21 protein-coding genes are annotated in these 19,300 nt (G+C 62.4%); 9 read left to right on the forward strand and 12 right to left on the reverse strand.

Annotated features, from left to right (window positions below; translation table 11 throughout):
• Nucleotides 1–19: 19 nt before the first annotated feature.
• From ACZ5ZH_RS11230 to ACZ5ZH_RS11280, 11 genes are all read right to left on the reverse strand, one after another.
• Complete coding sequence (locus ACZ5ZH_RS11230) at nucleotides 20–529, reverse strand: MmcB family DNA repair protein (RefSeq protein WP_464775183.1); 510 nt, start codon at nucleotides 527–529, stop codon at nucleotides 20–22.
• Nucleotides 530–620: 91 nt separating this feature from the next.
• The gene (locus ACZ5ZH_RS11235) at nucleotides 621–1,268 is read right to left on the reverse strand and encodes a cell wall hydrolase (protein ID WP_464771565.1); all 648 of its coding nucleotides are present in this window, start codon (nucleotides 1,266–1,268) and stop codon (nucleotides 621–623) included.
• A 181-nt stretch (nucleotides 1,269–1,449) separates the two neighbouring features.
• On the reverse strand, nucleotides 1,450–1,788 hold the full coding sequence (locus tag ACZ5ZH_RS11240) for a DUF1491 family protein (RefSeq protein ID WP_464771566.1): 339 nt from the start codon (nucleotides 1,786–1,788) through the stop codon (nucleotides 1,450–1,452).
• On the reverse strand, nucleotides 1,778–2,233 hold the full coding sequence (locus ACZ5ZH_RS11245) for a PaaI family thioesterase (protein WP_196226643.1): 456 nt from the start codon (nucleotides 2,231–2,233) through the stop codon (nucleotides 1,778–1,780). Before ACZ5ZH_RS11245 ends, ACZ5ZH_RS11240 begins: the two co-directional genes overlap by 11 nt.
• Nucleotide 2,234: 1 nt before the next feature.
• Complete coding sequence (locus tag ACZ5ZH_RS11250) at nucleotides 2,235–2,702, reverse strand: PTS sugar transporter subunit IIA (protein WP_464771567.1); 468 nt, start codon at nucleotides 2,700–2,702, stop codon at nucleotides 2,235–2,237.
• Nucleotides 2,703–2,839: 137 nt separating this feature from the next.
• Nucleotides 2,840–3,445, reverse strand: a complete 606-nt coding sequence (gene hpf, locus ACZ5ZH_RS11255) for a ribosome hibernation-promoting factor, HPF/YfiA family (protein WP_449474533.1) — start codon at nucleotides 3,443–3,445, stop codon at nucleotides 2,840–2,842.
• Between the two features lie 80 nt (nucleotides 3,446–3,525).
• On the reverse strand, nucleotides 3,526–4,218 hold the full coding sequence (gene dnaQ, locus ACZ5ZH_RS11260) for a DNA polymerase III subunit epsilon (protein ID WP_460987062.1): 693 nt from the start codon (nucleotides 4,216–4,218) through the stop codon (nucleotides 3,526–3,528).
• A gap of 34 nt (nucleotides 4,219–4,252) precedes the next feature.
• On the reverse strand, nucleotides 4,253–4,846 hold the full coding sequence (gene coaE, locus ACZ5ZH_RS11265; RefSeq protein WP_460987063.1) for a dephospho-CoA kinase: 594 nt from the start codon (nucleotides 4,844–4,846) through the stop codon (nucleotides 4,253–4,255).
• Nucleotides 4,847–4,851: 5 nt separating this feature from the next.
• Nucleotides 4,852–5,673 (reverse strand): shikimate dehydrogenase family protein, encoded by an 822-nt coding sequence (locus ACZ5ZH_RS11270; protein WP_464771568.1) that lies wholly within the window; start codon nucleotides 5,671–5,673, stop codon nucleotides 4,852–4,854.
• Nucleotides 5,670–6,263 carry a Maf family protein gene (locus tag ACZ5ZH_RS11275; protein ID WP_449474537.1) on the reverse strand — a complete coding sequence of 198 codons (594 nt, stop codon included), beginning with the start codon at nucleotides 6,261–6,263 and terminating at the stop codon, nucleotides 5,670–5,672. Before ACZ5ZH_RS11275 ends, ACZ5ZH_RS11270 begins: the two co-directional genes overlap by 4 nt.
• Entirely contained in the window at nucleotides 6,260–7,087 is an 828-nt protein-coding gene (locus ACZ5ZH_RS11280) for a pyruvate, water dikinase regulatory protein (protein ID WP_449474538.1), read from the reverse strand. Before ACZ5ZH_RS11280 ends, ACZ5ZH_RS11275 begins: the two co-directional genes overlap by 4 nt.
• 288 nt (nucleotides 7,088–7,375) lie before the next feature.
• On the opposite strand from ACZ5ZH_RS11280, the gene hemE reads away from it, so the two are divergent.
• Both hemE and ACZ5ZH_RS11290 read left to right on the forward strand, forming a co-directional pair.
• Nucleotides 7,376–8,437 carry a uroporphyrinogen decarboxylase gene (gene hemE / locus ACZ5ZH_RS11285; RefSeq protein WP_464771569.1) on the forward strand — a complete coding sequence of 354 codons (1,062 nt, stop codon included), beginning with the start codon at nucleotides 7,376–7,378 and terminating at the stop codon, nucleotides 8,435–8,437.
• Nucleotides 8,437–8,877 carry a CopD family protein gene (locus tag ACZ5ZH_RS11290; RefSeq protein WP_460987066.1) on the forward strand — a complete coding sequence of 147 codons (441 nt, stop codon included), beginning with the start codon at nucleotides 8,437–8,439 and terminating at the stop codon, nucleotides 8,875–8,877. Before hemE ends, ACZ5ZH_RS11290 begins: the two co-directional genes overlap by 1 nt.
• A 329-nt stretch (nucleotides 8,878–9,206) precedes the next feature.
• Here the strand turns inward: ACZ5ZH_RS11290 and panC are convergent, their stop codons facing one another.
• Complete coding sequence (panC, locus tag ACZ5ZH_RS11295; RefSeq protein ID WP_460987067.1) at nucleotides 9,207–10,070, reverse strand: pantoate--beta-alanine ligase; 864 nt, start codon at nucleotides 10,068–10,070, stop codon at nucleotides 9,207–9,209.
• A gap of 103 nt (nucleotides 10,071–10,173) precedes the next feature.
• On the opposite strand from panC, the gene ACZ5ZH_RS11300 reads away from it, so the two are divergent.
• The 7 genes from ACZ5ZH_RS11300 to ACZ5ZH_RS11330 all read left to right on the forward strand — a co-directional run bounded on the left by ACZ5ZH_RS11300 (nucleotide 10,174) and on the right by ACZ5ZH_RS11330 (nucleotide 19,229).
• A complete protein-coding gene (locus ACZ5ZH_RS11300) occupies nucleotides 10,174–10,983 on the forward strand; it encodes a division plane positioning ATPase MipZ (protein ID WP_449474542.1) in 810 nt (269 codons plus the stop codon).
• Nucleotides 10,983–11,429: a DnaJ domain-containing protein gene (locus ACZ5ZH_RS11305; RefSeq protein ID WP_464771570.1), complete on the forward strand. Its 447-nt coding sequence runs from the start codon at nucleotides 10,983–10,985 to the stop codon at nucleotides 11,427–11,429. Before ACZ5ZH_RS11300 ends, ACZ5ZH_RS11305 begins: the two co-directional genes overlap by 1 nt.
• 18 nt (nucleotides 11,430–11,447) lie before the next feature.
• Nucleotides 11,448–12,818: a phosphoglucomutase/phosphomannomutase PgmG gene (gene pgmG, locus ACZ5ZH_RS11310; RefSeq protein WP_464771571.1), complete on the forward strand. Its 1,371-nt coding sequence runs from the start codon at nucleotides 11,448–11,450 to the stop codon at nucleotides 12,816–12,818.
• A 322-nt stretch (nucleotides 12,819–13,140) separates the two neighbouring features.
• Nucleotides 13,141–14,448, forward strand: coding sequence for an OmpP1/FadL family transporter (locus ACZ5ZH_RS11315; protein ID WP_464771572.1), 1,308 nt, complete (start codon nucleotides 13,141–13,143; stop codon nucleotides 14,446–14,448).
• A gap of 51 nt (nucleotides 14,449–14,499) precedes the next feature.
• Nucleotides 14,500–15,660, forward strand: a complete 1,161-nt coding sequence (gene ispG, locus ACZ5ZH_RS11320; RefSeq protein ID WP_464771573.1) for a flavodoxin-dependent (E)-4-hydroxy-3-methylbut-2-enyl-diphosphate synthase — start codon at nucleotides 14,500–14,502, stop codon at nucleotides 15,658–15,660.
• Nucleotides 15,661–15,832: 172 nt separating this feature from the next.
• Complete coding sequence (locus ACZ5ZH_RS11325; RefSeq protein WP_460988134.1) at nucleotides 15,833–16,756, forward strand: DMT family transporter; 924 nt, start codon at nucleotides 15,833–15,835, stop codon at nucleotides 16,754–16,756.
• A gap of 145 nt (nucleotides 16,757–16,901) precedes the next feature.
• Nucleotides 16,902–19,229, forward strand: a complete 2,328-nt coding sequence (locus ACZ5ZH_RS11330) for an FtsK/SpoIIIE family DNA translocase (protein WP_460987072.1) — start codon at nucleotides 16,902–16,904, stop codon at nucleotides 19,227–19,229.
• The last annotated feature ends 71 nt before the right edge of the window (nucleotides 19,230–19,300 follow it).

Consider the following 19,300-nt stretch of genomic DNA (forward strand, 5'->3'; position numbering starts at 1 on the left):
CATGGTGGATGTCCTTACATCACCATCCCAGTTCGGCGGCATGATCGGGATCGGCCAATGCAGTCAGCCGCCGCGCCGCCCGCCGTGCAAAGCGCAGGGTCTCCGCTTTCCGTCGTGCCGCCGCGAGCGGTTCCACGGGCGCAGGCCGCAGCAATTCGGCATCATATTGATCCGCGACGATCAGGCCCGTGCGCGCTGGCCATAAAGCCTCGCTGTCGAACAACGACAGGTCAAAGCCGGAAGGCACCGCCCAGAAGAAGCGATCGCAATAATCGAGATAGTCCGGCCATTTCATGTCACCCAGCAGGTCGGCGCGGCTGCACTTGATCTCGACGATGCTGATCCGCCCCGCGCTGTCCAGCGCCATGATGTCAGCGCGGCGGCCATTGGGCAGCGGCACTTCCAATATCCCGCTCATGTCATGGCGGAAAAACAGCCGCAGCGTGCCACGCGCCACGGCCAGCGCCGTACCATCGGTCAGGGGAGAGCAATCCCGATCGGGGGCGAGCATGGAAGAAACGGGACTCATGCTCCTATCTTAGAACAAGAAGGGAACAAAAGAAAAGGCCGATTCAGTTTCCTGAACCGGCCCGCTGTCCTTGTGATGTGCGACCCGAGGATCAGCGATAGAAAATATGATTGTCGATCGAGGCCAGTTGGCGCTTGCCCCAGCTCGGCGACACGCGGCGGGCATGGAAAAACAGGGCGCCTTCGGCTTTGCTGTTCCAGCTGTCCTGCATTGCGATCTGCGCGATCGCGACAGCATTGCGCCAACTTTCGCTGGCCATCGGGATTGCCGGCATACCACGGCCACGGACAAAGCTGAATTGGCCCGGCTGATAGACGACGCCGCACAGGCTGCTGGCGAAACGGCCCGACTTCACGCGATTGATGATGACGCGGGCAACGGCCAACTGGCCTTCCAGGCTCTCGCCCTTCGATTCGAAATATACCGCGCCAGCCAGGCATTTCATGTCGCTGTTCAGGTCTTCGGCTGCACCCTGTGCATCGACCAGAGCGGACAGATTGTCGGCACGCACATCGGCGCTATTGGAAAGATCGGCCAGCGGCTGGGCGACTTCGCGCGGCGCGGCAAAAATAACAGCGGGCTTGGAAGCCGCCGGAGCTGCATTCAGCTCTTGATTCCCGGCAAGGGATACGACCGAAGGAGCGACTTCGCTAGCGCTCGACATGTCGGCCGCCGTAACCGCGACGGTGGCGGTCAGGGTAAATGCCGCGGCAGTCGCGGCCTTCAAACGAAAACTCATTACAACTCAGAAACATGCGGTTCTTGGCCAGGGACGTCGGGAAAAACCCCATCACATAATCGACGTCAGGCCGCCCCCCGTCTGCGTGTTTACCTCGCCCGCCCCCCACGGGCGAATTTGGCAACCTGCGCGTTAAGCGTTGGGTGGGGCCAGTGCCTTTCCATCTGTTCAGAGTCAACGATCAACAGATCGTTTCAGCGGCGAACCGTTCCGCATCCGCGATATCGAGTTCCACGACCCACAGATCGGGGTCTGATCTGCGACGCCTCGCTATATATTGATTGAGGGACTCGGTTCCCTCATCCGGCGCGGGTCCGCAACGCTCCAACCTATATCCACCGGCAAAGTCGGAAACCCGTTCGAACAGGCCCATAGCCTGCCCTCTTTCAGCGGCTTCGATAAGGATTGCGCCGCTAATCTCGTCACCCTTGACCAGTACCGTGGCGAATCCGCCTGCCCCGGCCGCGCGCCTTACCAGCACGCCGACCAGCATCGCGCTGGTCAGCCGGTCAGCCTGCATAGCCCGGCAGCGAAGACAGCGGAAATTGCGACCGCATGAAGGTGCCTGTTCCCCGGCCTACCTCTTCGCCGTCCATGTCGATCAGGCTCGCTTCGGCGACGAACACCCGCCGCTTGCCGCTGATCCACCGCCCTTCGGCCCGGATGCGGCCCGGCCCGATCGGGCGAGTGAACAGCAGGTTGAAGGCGGTTGTCAGCAGGAATCGATCGCTGACCAGGCTGTTCGCCGCATAAAAGGCGGCATCATCCATCATCTTGAAATAGACGGTCCCGTGGACGGCGCCCGCCGCGTGGAACTGTTCTTCATCGACATCGAACTCGATGATCGACCGGCCCGCCTCGGGAATCGTCAGCTCCGACCGGAACATCCGGTTGATCGGCGCGGAACGGTAGAGATTCTCCAGCGCACGGAAATGCGCCGCCTCGCCGCTCGGCGCGCCGTCCATTTCAGGCGGCGTCACGCGCTTCGCCACCGGCCAGCAGCGCGTGCAGCGCTTCTGCCGACTTCGCGCCACGCAGCCGGGCGACATGCCCCTCATCGCGCAGATAGCGCGACACGCGGGCCAGCGTTTTCAGATGTTCCGCGCCGCTATCGACCGGCGACAGCAGGGCGAAGACAATGTCGACCGGCGCATCATCGACCGCGTCGAAGGCAATCGGGGGATTGAGCAGGACGACGACGCCCCTCATCCGGTCCAGACCGGGAATCTTCGCATGCGGGATGGCGACTCCGCCGCCAAAGCCGGTCGACCCCAGTCGCTCGCGCTCGAAAAGCGCTTCCGATACCACGCTCGCGTTCAGACCATAGGCGGACGCCGCCAGTTGCGCGATTTTCTGGAACAGCGGCTTCTTGCCGTTTGTCGAGACCTCTGTGGCAAGTGCCTGCGGCGCGACGATGTCGTTGAAATGAACCATGACCAACCTGGAACAGCCGGCATGCGCGCTGCCCCTTAAAAACCGCGCTTGTCCGGGGATATAAAGCCCGGCCCCATAGGCTGCCTGCCGCTCTGGGTCAATGGCAGCCGGGGCCGGACCCCAGTGTCAGGCACCTGTCAGGCGCGCGCTTCCAACCGCGGTTCCACCCAGCCAATCGTCCCGTCGTGGCGGCGATAGACCATGTTATAGGCGGCCGTTCCGGCATTCAGGAACAGCAGAGCATTGGTGTTGCGCAGGTCCAGCATCATCACCGCATCGGACACGCTGGCTTCAGGAATATCGACCCGCGTTTCCGCCACGATCAGCGGCGCGTCGGCCGGTTCCTCCTCCTCCGGCGACGAAGCAAAGATGGTATAGCCCGCGCCGTCCATGCCGTTCAGCTCATATCCATTGGCCCGCTGAGCCTCCGCCGCAATGGCTTGAGGGTGGCGGTCCTTCAGGCGTCGCATGTACCGCCGCAGCTGCCGTTCGATCTTTTCCGCGGCCTGGTCGAAAGCCGGATGCGCTTCCTGCGCTTCACCGGACCCTTTCAGGATCAGGCCGGTCATCACATGGCAGACGATATCGCAATGGAAGGCGCCGTGCGGCGCGGGCCGGAACGTGACATGAGCGGAAATCGTGCGCGAAAAATATTTCTCGGCCATGGCCTCCAGCCGGGTCGCGACATGCTCCTTTAGAGCGTCGCCCGTATCGACCTGATGCCCAGAAACACGAATATCCATATGCCTTCTCCTTGTTCTTGCCGGGCTGCAGGAGGCAGTCCGGGTGGGCGAAGCGTGAAGGGCAGTATGTCAGCCAGCCTTCAAGCCTCCTCCAGCCAGAGCGGCTTTTCCAGCGTCGCGACAAACGCTGCATGCCTCTCCAGCTCCATCGCGCTGGCCATGAAAACCCGCGCGGGACGAACAGGGCGAACCGCGATACCGCTCGCAAGTTCCACCCGAATGGCGTCTTTATCCTCCTCCTGTGCAAGACCGAGGCCGATCTGACGGCCTCCCCTAAGTTCGATATACAGTTGCGCCAGCAATTCGGCGTCCAGCAAAGCGCCATGCTTGATGCGATGGCTGCGATCGATCCCATAGCGTGTGCAGAGCGCATCCAGGCTATGCTTCGCCCCCGGATGCATCTGCCGCGCGATCGCGACCGTATCGATCATCCGGTGCAAGCCCACTTCCGGCAGGCCGCACAGTTTCAACTCATGGTTGAGGAAGCCGAAGTCGAACCGCGCGTTGTGCGCCACCAGAGGGCTGTCCTCCAGAAAATCCAGCAACTCCTCCACTCCATGAGCGAAAAGCGGCTTGTCCTTCAGGAATATGTCTGACAGCCCATGAATCGCCTCGGCGGCGGCGGGCATCGCCCGCTGGGGATTATAATAAGCATGGAAGGTGCGGCCCGAAGGCACCCGGTTCACGAGTTCGATACAACCGATTTCCACGAGCCGGTCGCCCGATACAGGGTCAAATCCAGTCGTTTCGGTGTCGAAAATAATCTCGCGCATGGACCTCTTCACACCGACTCTGCCGGGTTTTTCCTTATCGACCTGTCTTTGATCCAAGGCAAGCCGCCAAGCGCCTCACCTGTACCCGCGTGGCGGCAAATGTGGTGCCTGTATAGATGATATAGTCCGCCCGCCGCCGTTTTTCAGCATCGGGCGTCTGCAAGTGCAGGATTCTGCGAAATTTCGCCGCCGTCATGCCCTTGCGCGCCAGTACGCGCTTGCGCTGCTTCCAGGCGGGCGCCGTCACCACGATGACTCCGGCCAGCGTCCGCTCCATATGGCCTTCGAACAGCAAGGGGATATCCAGCACGACGAAGGCGCGCGAGCGGTGGCGGCGCAGGAAAGCCTTCCGCTCCTCCTTGACCGCCGGATGGACGATCGCCTCCAATGCCTTCAATTCCTGGGGATGCCCAAACACCGCCGCGCCGAGCTTCCCCCGATCCACGCCCTCTGGCCCCGTCGTTCCCGGAAAGCGCGCCTCGATCGCGGGCAGCAACCTGCCGCCGGGTCCCTGCAACCGATGCACCTCGGCGTCCGCGTCGAACAAGGGCACGCCTTCTTGGCCAAACATGGCGGCGACGGCCGACTTCCCCATGCCGATAGATCCGGTCAGCCCATAGACTTTCATGGCCTTCAGGCCGCCAGCAGCAGCGCGCGCAATTCATCGTCCCGGTCGCGCGGCGCTTGCGCATCGAAGAAAATATCGAACGCCAGCGCGGCCTGCCCGATCAGCATCTCCAACCCATCCAACGCCTTCAAACCCCGCGCCCGTGCTGCCTTGAGCAGCCCAGTCTCCAGCGGCGCATAAACGATGTCATAAACCGTCGCATCGCAGGCCAGCGGCGATAGATCGAGATCAAGCACCGGCTGCCCCACCATGCCGAGCGAACTGGTGTTGACCAGAAGATCGGCCGCCGGAAGCGGATCACCCATGCCGATCACCCGCCCCTTGACCTTGGCGCGGTCCAGCAACGCCTGCCCCTTGGCTGCATCGCGCACCATGACGGTGATGTCCTCCACCCCCAGACTCGTCAGCGCAAACAGGATCGCTCGCGCCGCACCGCCCGCGCCGACCAGCACGGCGCTTGTCCCCGTCCATTTGTCGCGCAGCAGCGGCTGGAGGAATCCGCCCGCATCGGTATTGGTGCCGATCAAAGGTCCGCCGGTCTCGCTGGCGATCGTGTTCATCGCCCCGATCCGCTCGCGCACGCCGCCCGGATCGTCGGTATAGTCCATCACCGCGATCTTGTGCGGAATGGTGACATTGCATCCCAGCCAATCCGGATCCGCCCGCCGCTCCAGAAAATAGGCCGCCAGACCCTCGGCCGTCACATGCGTCTTGCGATATTCCGCCTCGATCCCCAGGCAATCGAGCCAGAAATTGTGGATCAGCGGCGATTTGCTGTGCGCGATCGGATCGCCGATCACCTCTGCATAAGGGAGCTTGTCGGTCATGCTGGCAGAACGCCCCGGACGCGTAGAAAGTCAAGCAGCGGCAGCAACGGCAGCCCCTGAATCGCGAACTGGCTGCCCTCAACCTTGCTGAACAGTTGCACACCCGGTCCCTCGATCCGGTAATTGCCGACGCACCAGCGGCAATGCTCCCACTCCTCATCCAGATACTTAGCTATGAAACTATCTGACAACGTCCTTACCGTCATCCGCACCCGCTCAACATGCCGCCAGATCGGCTCGCCGTTCAGGGCAATCACCGCTGCGCTGTGCAAATGATGCACCCGCCCCGACAACGACCGCAAGATTTGCTCGGCATCAGCGCGATCCACCGCCTTGTCGATCATGCTGCCATCATCCAGGCTCAACGTCTGGTCGCAGCCCAATATCAACCCGCCCGGCACGCGGCGCGACACCCGCAATGCCTTCAATTCCGCCAGCGCATCGGCCAAAGCGCGCGCATCCAGTCCATCACCGCGCAACGCTTCCTTCGCCGCCTCTTCATCCACACCGGGCGACATAGCCTCGAACGGCACCCCCGCCGCCTGCAACAGCGCCCTGCGGCTCGCGCTTTGCGACGCCAGCACGATCATAGGTCACTCCCTTCCGCCAATACGCGGTCGTTGAACAGATTGATGATCGCCGCCGCCGCTTCCTCGATCGACCGGCGCGTCATGTCGATCACCGGCCAGCCATTGTCGGCGAACATCCGCCGGGCAAAAGCCAATTCCTCCTGCACCTTATCCAGATCGACATAGCTGGTTTCCGGCGCCTGATTCAAAGACAGCAGCCGGTTACGACGTATCTGCACCAGCCGCTCGGGACTGACGGTCAGGCCCACAACCATCGGATGCTTCAACCCGTAAAGGCTGCGCGGTGGCGGCGACTGCACCACCAGCGGAATGTTCGCCGTCTTGTAACCACGGTTGGCGAGATAGATGGAGGTCGGCGTTTTGGACGCACGCGACACGCCCGCCAGAACGATGTCGGCCTCTTCCCAATTTTCATGCCCCACGCCATCATCATGGGCGATGGTGAACTGGATCGCCTCGATCCGCGCGAAATAGGCTTCGTCTAGGATATGTTTGCGCCCGGGCCGGTTCCGCGTTTCCTGCCCCAATATATTGGACAAGGCGTCGGTCACGCTGTCCAGCGCCGCAACATGCGGCAGGCCGAGCGCCCGGCAGCGCGTTTCCAGCCGCCGTCGCAACTGATGATTGGACAATGTGAACAGCACCAGCCCCGGATTAGCCGCAATCTCTTCCATGATCCGGTCGAGATGGACATCGGACCGCACCATCGGCCAGAAATGGCGCACCGCTTCCACATTTTCGAACGCGCCGATCGCCGCCTTGGCGATATTTTCCAGTGTCTCGCCTGTGGAGTCAGACAGCAAATGCAGATGGATACGCGACATGACGCATATCTCTGTGGGGAGCCTGTGGATAAAGCAAGGGATAGGTTGCGGGCAAAACTACCCCTTTTGGATAGTACCCATTGGCCGGAATCTTATCCACATGCCCCCAACAGGCCCTCATTTTCATCCACAACCTGTGGATAGCGTGGATGACCCGCACTGACTCGGTCCCGAATCCTTGACGCTGGAGAGTCAAGCTGTTGGCAAATCGGGGCGCTGCGCATAAACCCCGCTACCAACTGACCTACTATCTCCATCATCCTTTTAAGAATCTAAATAAGAGAGTTTATGACGGGACCAGATACCGGCCTTTCCGCCGGGCCTTCCAAGCCGCTGCTTTCCGTCCTGAAGGGGGAATGCCTCTCCCCGCCGCCTATGTGGCTGATGCGCCAGGCGGGCCGCTATCTGCCCGAATATCGCGCCTTGCGGGCTGAAAAGGGCGGATTCCTCGAACTCGTCTATGACAGCCCCACCGCCGCCGAAGTCACGCTTCAGCCGCTGCGCCGTTTCGGTTTTGACGGCGCGATCCTCTTTTCCGACATTCTGATCGTGCCCTATGCGATGGGTCAGGACCTTTGGTTCGAAACGGGGGAGGGACCGCGTCTCGCCCCGATCCTCAGCGAAACCGACCTTTCCGCGCTCAAGCCTGATCTCAGCCGCTACGAGGCTGTCTATGAGACCGTTCGGCAGGTGAAGGCGGCGCTTGACCCGTCTGTCACTTTCCTCGGCTTTGCGGGCAGCCCGTGGACCATCTCGACCTATATGGTGGCCGGGCAGGGCAGCAAGGATCAGGGCGCAGCCCGCCGCCTCGCTTACCAAGACCCCGAACGCTTCGGCGCGATCATCGACGCGATCATTGAATCTACCGTCACCTATCTTTCGGGCCAGATCGAGGCAGGGGTAGAGGCGGTGCAGCTGTTCGACAGCTGGGCAGGCAGCCTCGCGCCGCTCCAGTTCGAACGCTGGGTAATCGAACCCAACCGGCGCATCGTGGAGAATCTCAAAAGCCTTCATCCCGATATCCCCGTCATCGGCTTTCCCAAGGGCGCGGGCGCCAAGCTCGCCGATTACGCAGCGGGCACGGGCGTCGATGCGATCGGCGTGGATGAAACCATCGATCCGCATTGGGCCAACCGCGTCCTACCGCAGGGCTTGCCGGTACAGGGCAATCTCGATCCGCTGGCGCTGATCGCGGGGGGCAGGGCGGTCGAGCAATCGATCGACAATATCCGCGCTGCCTTTGCGGGCCGTCCGCATATCCTGAACCTCGGCCATGGCATCCTTCCCGACACGCCCATCGCCCATGTCGAAGCGTTGATCGCCTATGTCCGGCAAGGAAAGAGAAGCTGATGCCCTATCTCGGTGCCGCCTATCTGTGGGTGAAGGCCGCCCATGTGATCTTCGTCATCTTCCTGATGGCGGGATTGTTCATGATGCCCCGCTTCTTCGTCTATCACCACCAATGTGCCGTGGGATCAGACGAGGACCGAAAATGGATCGACCGCGAACGACGCCTGCTCAAGATCATCCTCAACCCCTCGCTGATCCTCGTCTGGGTCTTCGGGCTCATGCTGATGGTCGAAATCGGCGCCTGGCATTTTGGCTGGTTCCATCTGAAACTGCTCTTCGTCCTTGGCCTCTCCGCCTATCATGGCTGGATCGCAGGCTATGCGAAGAAGCTCGCCAGGGGTGAGCGTCCCTTGCCGGAGGGGAAGCTCCGCCTCATCAACGAAGTCCCCGGCATCGCCGCTGCGGTGATCGTCGTGGCAGTGATCGTCAAACCCTTCTGAAGAAAACCGTCACTCCCCAAAAAGTCCGTCATCCCAGCGAAAGCTGGGATCTCATGAGGCCGGACGGAACACCGGGATAGAAAGCTCAACCACAATATTCCCGACCAGCCGGTCTGCCGCCACCCCTAACTTAATTCGCATGTCGATCGACATATTGCAGCAATGAAAGCCGACGCTAATTTCCTCGCCAAATAATAAGGGGAGAAGGGTCGTGAGCAGCTTCGTCCTGCGCGCATTGCGTGCATTCAGTCACCGTCGCCATGTTCGCCAGCGCCTTGAACAGATCAGGCGTGAAAATGCGGGCTCAGGCGCCAGCAGATTCAATCTGATTATGTAGTTGGGGCAAGCTCGGGCGGATCGACCGCGATATTGTCGATCAGCCGCGTCCGCCCCAATTTCGCCGCGCCCAGCAACCGCGCCGGACGATCCAGCACATTCATCGGCTCCAGCGTCATCGCATCGCACAGCGTCACATAATCAATGGGATCAAAGCCATGCGCGGCCAGCATCGTGATCGCCTTGGCAATCGCTGCCTCGACGCTCGCGCCCTTCTCCATCTGCCGCGCCGCTTCACCCAGCGCGCGGGGCAGGGCGAGCGCATCCTTGCGCTCATCCTCGGTCAGATAGGCGTTGCGCGATGACAAAGCGAGGCCATCCTCGGCCCGCTGCGTCGGCACGCCGATGATCTCGATCCGCATATCAAGGTCGCGCACCATCTGCCGGATCGTCGCGAGTTGCTGATAATCCTTCTCGCCGAACAGCGCGACATCGGGCTGCACCTGGTTGAACAGCTTGGTAACGACCGTCGCCACCCCGTCGAAATGCCCCGGCCGCGCCGCGCCATCGAGTCCCTCGGTGACACCCGAGACGGAAATATTGGTCGCATAGCCCGCCGGATACATGACCTCGGCCGTCGGCGCCCACAGTGCATCGACTCCCGCCGCTTGGCACATCTGCGCGTCCTTGGCCTCGCGCCGGGGATAAGCGTCCAGATCCTCATTGACCCCGAACTGTCGCGGATTGACGAAGATCGACACGACCACATGCCCGGCATGCCGCCGCGCTTCCTCGACCAGCGCCATATGCCCTTCATGCAGAGCGCCCATGGTCGGCACCAGCGCGACAGGCCGCCCATCGCTTTTCATCGCATCGATGGCGGTTCGCAGGGAAGGAAGGTCACGCAGGGTTTGCACGGGACGAGGGGCTCCGATATGGCAGGGGCACGGGGACTATCCTGCTAAAGGCACGACCCGGCAAGTGGGTCAAGAATCGTTGCGGCAATAAACGGGGATATCAATGGGTCCGAACACCCAAACGCATCATATCGTCTTCGCCAATGAAAAGGGCGGGACCGGCAAATCGACCACCGCCGTGCACACCGCGATCGCCTTGACCGCGCTCGGCTACAAGGTCGGCATGATCGACCTCGATCCGCGTCAGCGCACTGTCACGCGCTACATGGAAAACCGCGCCGAAACGGCCCGCCGCCGGAATATCGACCTGCCCGCGCCCGACTTCGCCGTGCTGAAAGGCGACACAGTCGAGGCGCTGGAGGAAGAATCCGCTGCCGTCGCCGAGGGCAAGGATTTCCTCGTCGTCGACACCCCCGGCCGCGATGACCTGTTCGCCCGCCACATGGCCGCCCGCGCCAACACGCTGGTGACCCCTATGAATGACAGCTTCGTCGATTTCGACCTCATCGGCCAGGTGGACGCTGAAACCTTCAAGGTCCGCCGCCTGTCCTTCTATTCCGAACTCATCTTCGAAGCGCGCAAGACCCGCGCCAAGGCGGATGGCGTGTCGATCGACTGGGTCGTCCTGCGCAACCGTGTCCAGCATCATGACGCCCGCAACAAGAAGCGCGTCGGCGATGCCCTCATGGAACTGTCCCGCCGCGTCGGCTTCCGCGTGATCCCCGGCCTATCAGAACGAGTCATCTTCCGCGAACTCTTCCCGTCCGGCTTGACCCTGCTCGACAAGGGCCATCTGGGCGACCTTGGCGTCAGCCACATCGCCGCGCGCCAGGAACTGCGTGAGATGGTGTCCGGCCTCGCCCTCCCCGCCCGTGAGGAAAATTCGCCGGTCGATCTTCTCGGCGCGGCCTGATGGGCCTTTTCGCCTTTCTTCTTCTCGGGCTTGCCGCCTGGCTCATCTGGACGGGACGATTGCAACGCATGAGCATGAAGGATGGCATGGTGCTCGGCGGCGCGCTGGTCGGCGCGGTCATGGCGGCCAAGGGCAAACCGCTAGCCGGAGCGCCCCTGCTCCTCGGCGCGGCACTCTTCTTCCTGTCCCAATCGCAGCAGAAGAAAAAGCGATCCGCCGCTCCGCCCAAGGCGCCCCCCGAAGCCCCCAGCATAGCAAGAGCGCGCGCTCTCCTCGGCGTGCCCGAAGATGCCAATGAGACCATGATCCGTTCAGCCCACCGGCGACTCATCGCCTCGGTCCATCCCGATCGCGGCGGCACCGAAGCCTTGGCGGCGGAAATCAACGCAGCCCGCGACCTGCTACTCGCCGAGCCCGAGAAAAAAGAAGCCGCCCGCCGCCGCTAAGGCTGTAGAACAGAGCCCATGGCCCACCGCTTCCATCCCTCGCTGCTGCGCGAATATGACATGCGCGGCATCGTCGGCAAAACCTTGGGAGAGGAAGACGCCTACGCGCTGGGTCGCAGCTTCGGCACGATCGTCAGGCGCAAAGGGGGATCATCGGTCGCGGTCGGCTATGACGGCCGACTCAGCTCACCGATGCTGGAATCGGCCGTGGTCGATGGCCTTGCCGACAGCGGCACCAACGCGCTGCGCATCGGCCTCGGGCCCACCCCAATGCTCTATTATGCCGAAGCGACGCTCGATGTTGATGGCGCCATCCAGATAACCGGCAGCCATAATCCCGCCGATCACAATGGCTTCAAGCTGGTACTTGCGCATGAAGCCTTTTTTGGCGCCGACATCGCCGGTCTGGGCGCCATGGCTGCTGCGGGCGATTGGGAACAAGGAAGCGGCAGCTGCTCCACCATCGACATCATGGACCGCTATGTCGCCCGCCTGATGGAAGGGTTCGACGGCGCTGCCTGCCGCATCGGCTGGGACGCGGGCAATGGTGCCGCAGGCCCCGTCGTGGACAAGCTCGTCCAGCTGCTCCCGGGTGAGCATCACACGCTTTTCACCGAAATAGACGGCAATTTCCCTCATCATCACCCCGACCCGACAATCGAGGCGAATCTGCACGACCTGCGCGCCCTTGTCCTTGCCAACAACCTCCATTTCGGACTGGCCTTTGACGGGGATGGTGACCGCATCGGCGTGGTCGATGGGCAGGGGCGCACCATATGGGGCGACCAGCTGCTCTCCCTGTTCGTGGAACCCGTGCTGATCGACCGGCCTGGCGCCACCATCGTCGCCGACGTGAAATCCAGCCAGGCGCTGTTCGATCGCGTCACGGCGCTGGGCGGCACCCCGCTGATGTGGAAAACCGGCCACAGCCTCATCAAATCGAAGATGAAGGAAATCGGCAGCCCGCTGGGTGGTGAGATGACCGGCCACATCGTCTTCGCCGATGATTATTACGGCTTTGACGATGGCCTTTACGCCGCCGTGCGCCTGATCCGGCTGGTCAGCCGCCTCGGCAAGAGCGTGACCGCCCTTCATGACGCGCTGCCGCTGCTAGTAAACACGCCTGAATTGCGGTTCCCGGTGGAGGAAAACCAAAAATTCGCGATCGTCGCAGAGATAGTCTCGCACTTGCGGGCGGAAGGCGCGAGCGTCAACGCTATTGACGGCGCCCGTGTGACAACCGAAGACGGCTGGTGGCTGCTGCGCGCATCCAACACCCAGGCGGAACTGGTGGCCAGAATCGAATCGACGAATCAGCAGGGCCTTGATCGCCTGCGGGCCGATCTTTTCCGCCATTTGTCCGAATCGGTGCCCGATTTCTACGCTTGAGTCGGATCGCCACAGCCGATCCCTCCCAAATCTTCACCGAACGCCTTCTCCATTTCCGCTACGGAAATCGCCCCAAATGTTGACAGTTGCAATAAACGCAACCGTATACTTGTCTTTCGCAGTTGCGAAAGAAAGCGTCGGCCCGCAAAGAGGACGGGCCTTTCAGGCATCCTCTCCTAAAACTTTCCAAGCCGTCCTTCGGGGCGGCTTTTTTTTCGCCTGGCGCACATGCTGCCAGAACCGGAAATTAACCATATTGCTGCCATAGCGCGGGATGATAATGCGTGCCCGACGCCGCAACGGGATTTCAAAGGGGAATTGCATGTTTTCAAGCCGCCGCATTGCCACCACTTTCCTGTCTGCGGGCTTTCTGGCGCTTCCCATGCCCGCGCTCGCCGGCGGCTTCTATCTTCAGGAACAATCGCCCAAGGAAACGGGCAGGGCCTTGTCCGGTGCCGGTGCGGCGGCGGATGACCCGTCGGCCATCTATTTCAATCCTGCCGCGATCACCGAACTTCCCGGCGTGCAATTGTCCACTGGCGCCGTGGCGCTTTTCGCCACCGCTCAGCAATCGAACCAGGGCAGCAATCGCACCGTGCCGGGTTTTCCGGGTGTCACCGTGCCGATCACCGGCAATTCGGGCGGCAATCCGTTTGACAAGGTCATTCCCGTGCCCAGCTTCTATGTCACGGGTCAGGTCACCGACCGGCTGTGGCTCGGCGCGGGCGTCAACGCGCCCTTCGGCCTGAAGCTGGATTATGACCCAGGCTTCTTTGGCCGTTATGAATCACTCCACACCGACCTCAAGGCTTATAATGTTCAGGCGTCCGCCGCCTATAAGCTCGACGATCATTTCTCCATCGGCGGCGGCGTGGACGTCCAATATGTGAAGGTTACGCTGACCAACGCCCTGCCGCAACTTTCGCCGCTGATCACGACCGATGGCCTCGCCCGGGTGACAGGCAAGGATTGGACGCTGGGCTGGAATGCGGGCCTTTTCTATACCGACGGCGACACGAATGTCGGCATCTCCTATCGCTCCGGCATGGGCCATCATCTGACCGGCACGCAGACGATTTCGGGCCTCCAAAGTCTGCTGGCGCCGCAAAATGGCAGCAGCGACGCCACCGCGCCGCTTGAACTGCCCGACATCGTGACCGTCGGATTCATGCATCGGCTGACGCCCAGCCTTCGCGCCATGATCAGCGCACGCTGGTATAATTGGTCGGTCTTCAAATCGATCGCGATCACGGCGGCTGGCCGCACCTCGGTCAAGGAACTGGATTACAAGGACAGCTACAGCGTCAGCCTGGGCGGCGAATATGACGTTAGCCCCGCGCTCACCTTGCGCGCGGGCACGATGTTCGATCGCTCGCCCACCAATCCTCAGCATCTGACGACGCGGGTCCCCGATGGCGATCGCGCCTGGCTGTCGGCCGGCGCGACCTACAATGTCTCGCCCGCCATCGGTCTCAACCTCAGCTACGCGCATAATTTCGTGGAAAAGGCGAATATCATCCGCCCCGAAACCTATTATGCCGGGACTGCGGCGGCGACCACCGTCACCACCCTGTCTCGGACCAGCGGCAATGCGGACCAGATCGCCGCATCGGTGACGGCACGCTTCTAACTTGCACCATGAATCACTATAGGGGCTCCATCAGCACGGAGCCCCTAGTTCATGTCCGACCATAATCCCGGCCTGCGTCCCTGGCGCGACATCGCCCGTCGCCCATGCCGACAGATCATGGTCGGCAATGTGCCCGTCGGCGGCGGCGCGCCCGTCACCGTGCAGACGATGACCAACACGCCGACCTTCGATGTCAAAGCGACGATCGACCAGATCCGCCGCTGCGAGGAAGTGGGCGTGGACATCATCCGCGTATCCTGCCCGGACGAAGAATCGACCGCCGCGCTGAAGCAGATCGTGCGCGCCGCCCGCGTGCCGATCGTCGCCGACATCCATTTCCACTATAAACGCGCGCTCGAAGCCGCCGACGCGGGCGCCGCTTGCCTGCGCATCAACCCCGGCAACATCGGGTCGGAAGCGCGCGTCAAGGAAGTGGTCGACGCCGCCAAGTCCAATGGCTGCGCCATCCGCATCGGCGTTAATGCAGGCTCCCTTGAAAAGGACCTGCTCGAAAAATATGGCGAACCCTGCCCGGAAGCGCTGGTCGAAAGCGCGCTCGACCATATCAAGCTGCTCCAGGATCAGGATTTCCACGAATATAAGGTCGCGGTGAAGGCCAGCGACGTCTTCCTCGCCGTCGCCGCCTATATGCAGCTGGCCGAAGCCGTGGATTGCCCGCTCCACCTTGGCATCACCGAAGCGGGCGGCCTGATCGGCGGCACGGTCAAAAGCGCGATCGGCATCGGCAACCTCCTCTGGGCCGGGGTCGGCGACACGATCCGCGTCTCCCTTTCCGCCGAACCGGAGGAGGAAGTGCGCGTCGGCTATGAAATCCTCAAATCCCTCGGCATCCGCACGCGCGGGGTAAAGGTCATCTCCTGCCCCAGCTGCGCGCGTCAGGGGTTCGACGTCATCCGCACCGTCCAGGCGCTGGAGGAACGGCTCCAGCATATTCACACGCCCTTGTCGCTCTCCGTCCTCGGCTGCGTCGTCAACGGCCCCGGCGAAGCGCGGGAGACCGACATCGGCCTCACCGGCGGCGGTGCTGGCAAGCATATGGTCTATCTCTCCGGCCTCACCGACCACACCATCCAGGACGAAGGCATGATCGACCATATCGTCAATCTGGTCGAAGCCAAGGCGGCCGAGATCGAAGCGGCCAAGCTCGAAGCGGAAACGACCGACGCAGGTCGGGCGGAGGCGGCGGAATAGGGCAGGGGGCCTCCCGCCACCCGCACACTCGCCGCCGTCACCTTTATGGGTAGGGTACGGTCCTCCAAGCCACCCCACCCCGTTCGGGCTGAGCCGGTCGAAGCCCTTTCCTTCTTCTATTTCCCCGCTCGAAAGTGCCGAGCGCCTTGACCGTCACCCCCATGCTATGACCATGACCCAGCCCCGCTCCCTCGCCATCCCCTTCGCGGTCTGCTGTGCCGCCGTCCTGCTCTTCGCCATCATGGACGCGGCGATGAAGGGGTTGAGCCTCTCCATCGGCCTCTTCAACGCCTTGTTCTGGCGCGCCCTCGCGGGAACGCTGCTCGGCCTTGCGATCATGCTGCCGGGCCGCCATCGCTGGCCGGGCAGGGCGGCCCTGCGCCTGCATGTCCTGCGCGGCTGTGTCGTCACGCTGATGGCCAGCCTCTTTTTCTTCGCGCTGATGCGCATGCCGCTCGCCGAAGCCATAGCGCTGTCCTTCATCGCGCCGCTCATCGCCCTCTATCTCGCCGCGCTGCTCCTGGGCGAACGGATCGGGAAGCGCGCCATCAGCGCCTCGCTGCTGGGCCTCGTCGGCGTCGGGGTGATCCTGTCGGGTCGAATGCAGGACAGCTATAATTGGGACGCCCTGCTTGGCGCCGCCGCCGTGCTGATTTCGGCGGTCCTCTTCGCCTGGAACCTCATCATCCAGCGCCAGCAGGCTCAGCTTGCCTCACCGGTCGAGGTCGCCTTCTTCCAGCACTGCGTCATGCTCATCCTCTTTGGCCTGTGCGCGGCCGCCGCATGGGTCGCGCCTGATCTGGTGCCGCTGCACCTCGACCTCCCCCGACCTGATTCCGCGCTCCTCATCGTCGCCTGCGCGGCCTTCGCCTTCACCTCGCTCGCCGCCTTCGCCTGGGCCTATGCGCGGGCAGAGGCCCAGCATCTCATCCCCGTCGAATATACCGCCTTCATCTGGGCAGCGATCATCGGTTGGCTCGCCTTCGGGGAGCGGCTGACTCTCACCACCCTCGCGGGCGCGGCGCTGATCATCGCCGGATGCCTCATCGCCCTGCGCGCCGCGCCCGCCGCGCAAATGCATGAAGGAATCGCATAGCGTTCCGATTCACCTGCAAAATCCGTTCTTCTCGCCACTTTCTTCATGACTTTCCCACGACCAGCCGAAACGCCGGACTCTTGACGCGGACTCCCCGCTCGGCGCATTGTGCCGGAACGGAACATTTGGGGGACATTCAAAAGCCATGGCTGTCAGCCGCGGAGCCAAGCGCACGCCGGAATGGCGCGAGATGCTGAAACGCAGCCTCATCCGCAGCGGCGCGCTCATCAGCGCGATCGCGCTGATGCTGGCGACCTTGTTCCTGGCGCTCGCGCTGCTCAGCTTTCGCCTCAGCGATCCATCAATGATGACCGTCGCCGATAATCAGGTCCAGAATATCATGGGCTGGCCCGGCGCCTGGGTTTCCGCCTTCCTCTTCACCCTGCTCGGCGTGCCCGTCGCGCTCGTCCTTCCGCTGCTTGCAATCACCGCCCGTCGGCTTTGGGGTGATCAGGACATGACCGGGTGGAAAGGGCAGTTTGGCAAATGCTTCCTCGGTATCATCCTCATCGGCATCGCGCTGGCGATGTTCCAGCCTGACTCGCTGATCGATCTGCCTTCGGGCTGGGGCGGCCTCATCGGCCTGGCCACCGCTAACGGCGTACGCAGCCTGACGTCCGCCGCGCCAGCTGCCCAAGGCTGGATCACCGGCATTCTCGTGGTGCTGATGCTGCTCGCCGGTTTCTTCACCTGGTATCGCAGCCTTGCGCTGGAAAAGCCGATCCTCGCCCTGCGCCGTCCCACCTTGCCGCGTCTCAGCCTTCCCAAACCGGCCCTCGCTTTCGCGGGCGGCGGGAGCGTTACTGCCGACGCGCAAGATGACGACGACGAAGCGGCAGAACGCGTCATCGCTCCCCGCCGCGCCGTGTCCAACGAGCCGAAGCCGCCGATCACCATCCAGACTCCGAAACCCGCGCCCGCCCAGCGACAGATGGCGCCAGTGTCGCAGGATGACCTGTTCGGCCACAGTTCGCTGCCCTCGGCCGACCTGCTCAATCCGATCCCGGCTAGTCAGGCGCAGAAGATCGACAAGGCCGCGTTGGAACGTAACGCCCGCCTGCTCGAATCCGTGCTCGACGACTTCCATGTAAAAGGCAACATCGTCGAAGTGCGACCCGGCCCGGTCGTCACCATGTACGAGCTGGAGCCCGCGCCCGGCATCAAGGCGAGCCGCGTCATTGCTCTGGCCGATGACATCGCCCGCAACATGTCGGCTCTTTCCGCCCGCGTCGCGACCATTCCCGGCCGGACGGTCATCGGCATCGAACTGCCCAACGCCAACCGGGAGGGCGTTTCCTTCCGCGAACTGATAACCTCCGAACAGTTCGTGCAGGATGCGACTCTGCCGATCATCCTGGGCAAGAATATCTCAGGCGAGCCGATCATCGCCGATTTAGCTCCGATGCCCCACCTGCTCATTGCGGGCACCACCGGATCGGGTAAGTCGGTTGGCCTTAACGCCATGATCCTGTCGCTGCTCTACCGCATGACGCCGGACCAGCTGCGCCTGATCATGATCGATCCCAAGATGCTGGAACTGTCGACCTATGACGACATCCCGCATCTTCTATCTCCGGTCGTCACCGAGCCTGCCAAGGCGATCCGCGCCCTCAAATGGGCGGTGGAGCAGATGGAGGACCGCTATCGCATGATGGCGTCCATCTCCGTCCGGAACCTCGCTAATTATAATGAGAAGGTTCGGGCAGCAAAAGCCAAGGGCAAGCCACTCGGCCGCCGGGTGCAGACGGGCTATGACCCGGAAACCGGCAAGCCGATCTATGAGGAAGAACAGCTCGACTTCCAGCCATTGCCGCAGATCGTGGTGGTGGTCGACGAACTGGCCGACCTCATGATGACGGCGGGCAAGGAAGTCGAGTTCCTGATCCAGCGCCTGGCGCAAAAGGCGCGCGCGGCGGGTATTCACCTGATCCTCGCCACGCAGCGCCCATCCGTTGATGTCATCACCGGCGTCATCAAGGCGAACCTTCCGACTCGGATCAGCTTCTTCGTCACTTCGAAGATCGACAGCCGAACGATCCTGGGTGAGCAGGGCGCCGAACAGCTGCTGGGCAAGGGCGACATGCTCTACATGCACGGCGGCAAGGGCCTGATGCGCGTTCATGGCCCCTTCGTTTCCGATGACGAGGTGCGCGTGGTCGCCGACCACTGGCGGGCACAAGGGCAGCCGGACTATATCTCGGCCGTGACCGAGGAGCCGGAGGAGGGCAGCTTCGCGCTCGACGGTGTGGATTTGGGCGATGATAGCCCCGATGCGCAACTGTTCCGGAAGGCATGTCAGCTGGTGTTTGAAAATCAGAAGGCTTCGACCAGCTGGCTGCAACGTCAGCTCCGCGTTGGCTATAATTCGGCTGCACGCCTCATTGAGCGGATGGAAGAAGAAGGACTGGTCGGCCCTCCCAACCATGTCGGCCGACGTGAGGTATTGCGCGACGAAAATGGCAATCCGCTATGACGGTTGCGTCAAACGCAATCGAGCTGGCCCTCTATGCATTTGCGAAAAGGATCAGCGCCGTTCAATAAGAG

This window comes from Sphingobium sp. TomMM7A (genome assembly GCF_055397305.1).

What these genes read in the sequence shown, in the direction of transcription:
- ACZ5ZH_RS11230 (WP_464775183.1), bottom strand. Translation starts at nt 529, where the DNA reads ATGAGTCCCGTTTCTTCCATGCTCGCCCCCGATCGGGATTGCTCTCCC.
- ACZ5ZH_RS11235 (WP_464771565.1), bottom strand. Translation starts at nt 1,268, where the DNA reads ATGAGTTTTCGTTTGAAGGCCGCGACTGCCGCGGCATTTACCCTGACC.
- ACZ5ZH_RS11240 (WP_464771566.1), bottom strand. Translation starts at nt 1,788, where the DNA reads ATGCAGGCTGACCGGCTGACCAGCGCGATGCTGGTCGGCGTGCTGGTA.
- ACZ5ZH_RS11245 (WP_196226643.1), bottom strand. Translation starts at nt 2,233, where the DNA reads ATGGACGGCGCGCCGAGCGGCGAGGCGGCGCATTTCCGTGCGCTGGAG.
- ACZ5ZH_RS11250 (WP_464771567.1), bottom strand. Translation starts at nt 2,702, where the DNA reads ATGGTTCATTTCAACGACATCGTCGCGCCGCAGGCACTTGCCACAGAG.
- hpf (WP_449474533.1), bottom strand. Translation starts at nt 3,445, where the DNA reads ATGGATATTCGTGTTTCTGGGCATCAGGTCGATACGGGCGACGCTCTA.
- dnaQ (WP_460987062.1), bottom strand. Translation starts at nt 4,218, where the DNA reads ATGCGCGAGATTATTTTCGACACCGAAACGACTGGATTTGACCCTGTA.
- coaE (WP_460987063.1), bottom strand. Translation starts at nt 4,846, where the DNA reads ATGAAAGTCTATGGGCTGACCGGATCTATCGGCATGGGGAAGTCGGCC.
- ACZ5ZH_RS11270 (WP_464771568.1), bottom strand. Translation starts at nt 5,673, where the DNA reads ATGACCGACAAGCTCCCTTATGCAGAGGTGATCGGCGATCCGATCGCG.
- ACZ5ZH_RS11275 (WP_449474537.1), bottom strand. Translation starts at nt 6,263, where the DNA reads ATGATCGTGCTGGCGTCGCAAAGCGCGAGCCGCAGGGCGCTGTTGCAG.
- ACZ5ZH_RS11280 (WP_449474538.1), bottom strand. Translation starts at nt 7,087, where the DNA reads ATGTCGCGTATCCATCTGCATTTGCTGTCTGACTCCACAGGCGAGACA.
- hemE (WP_464771569.1), top strand. Translation starts at nt 7,376, where the DNA reads ATGACGGGACCAGATACCGGCCTTTCCGCCGGGCCTTCCAAGCCGCTG.
- ACZ5ZH_RS11290 (WP_460987066.1), top strand. Translation starts at nt 8,437, where the DNA reads ATGCCCTATCTCGGTGCCGCCTATCTGTGGGTGAAGGCCGCCCATGTG.
- ACZ5ZH_RS11300 (WP_449474542.1), top strand. Translation starts at nt 10,174, where the DNA reads ATGGGTCCGAACACCCAAACGCATCATATCGTCTTCGCCAATGAAAAG.
- ACZ5ZH_RS11305 (WP_464771570.1), top strand. Translation starts at nt 10,983, where the DNA reads ATGGGCCTTTTCGCCTTTCTTCTTCTCGGGCTTGCCGCCTGGCTCATC.
- pgmG (WP_464771571.1), top strand. Translation starts at nt 11,448, where the DNA reads ATGGCCCACCGCTTCCATCCCTCGCTGCTGCGCGAATATGACATGCGC.
- ACZ5ZH_RS11315 (WP_464771572.1), top strand. Translation starts at nt 13,141, where the DNA reads ATGTTTTCAAGCCGCCGCATTGCCACCACTTTCCTGTCTGCGGGCTTT.
- ispG (WP_464771573.1), top strand. Translation starts at nt 14,500, where the DNA reads ATGTCCGACCATAATCCCGGCCTGCGTCCCTGGCGCGACATCGCCCGT.
- ACZ5ZH_RS11325 (WP_460988134.1), top strand. Translation starts at nt 15,833, where the DNA reads ATGACCCAGCCCCGCTCCCTCGCCATCCCCTTCGCGGTCTGCTGTGCC.
- ACZ5ZH_RS11330 (WP_460987072.1), top strand. Translation starts at nt 16,902, where the DNA reads ATGGCTGTCAGCCGCGGAGCCAAGCGCACGCCGGAATGGCGCGAGATG.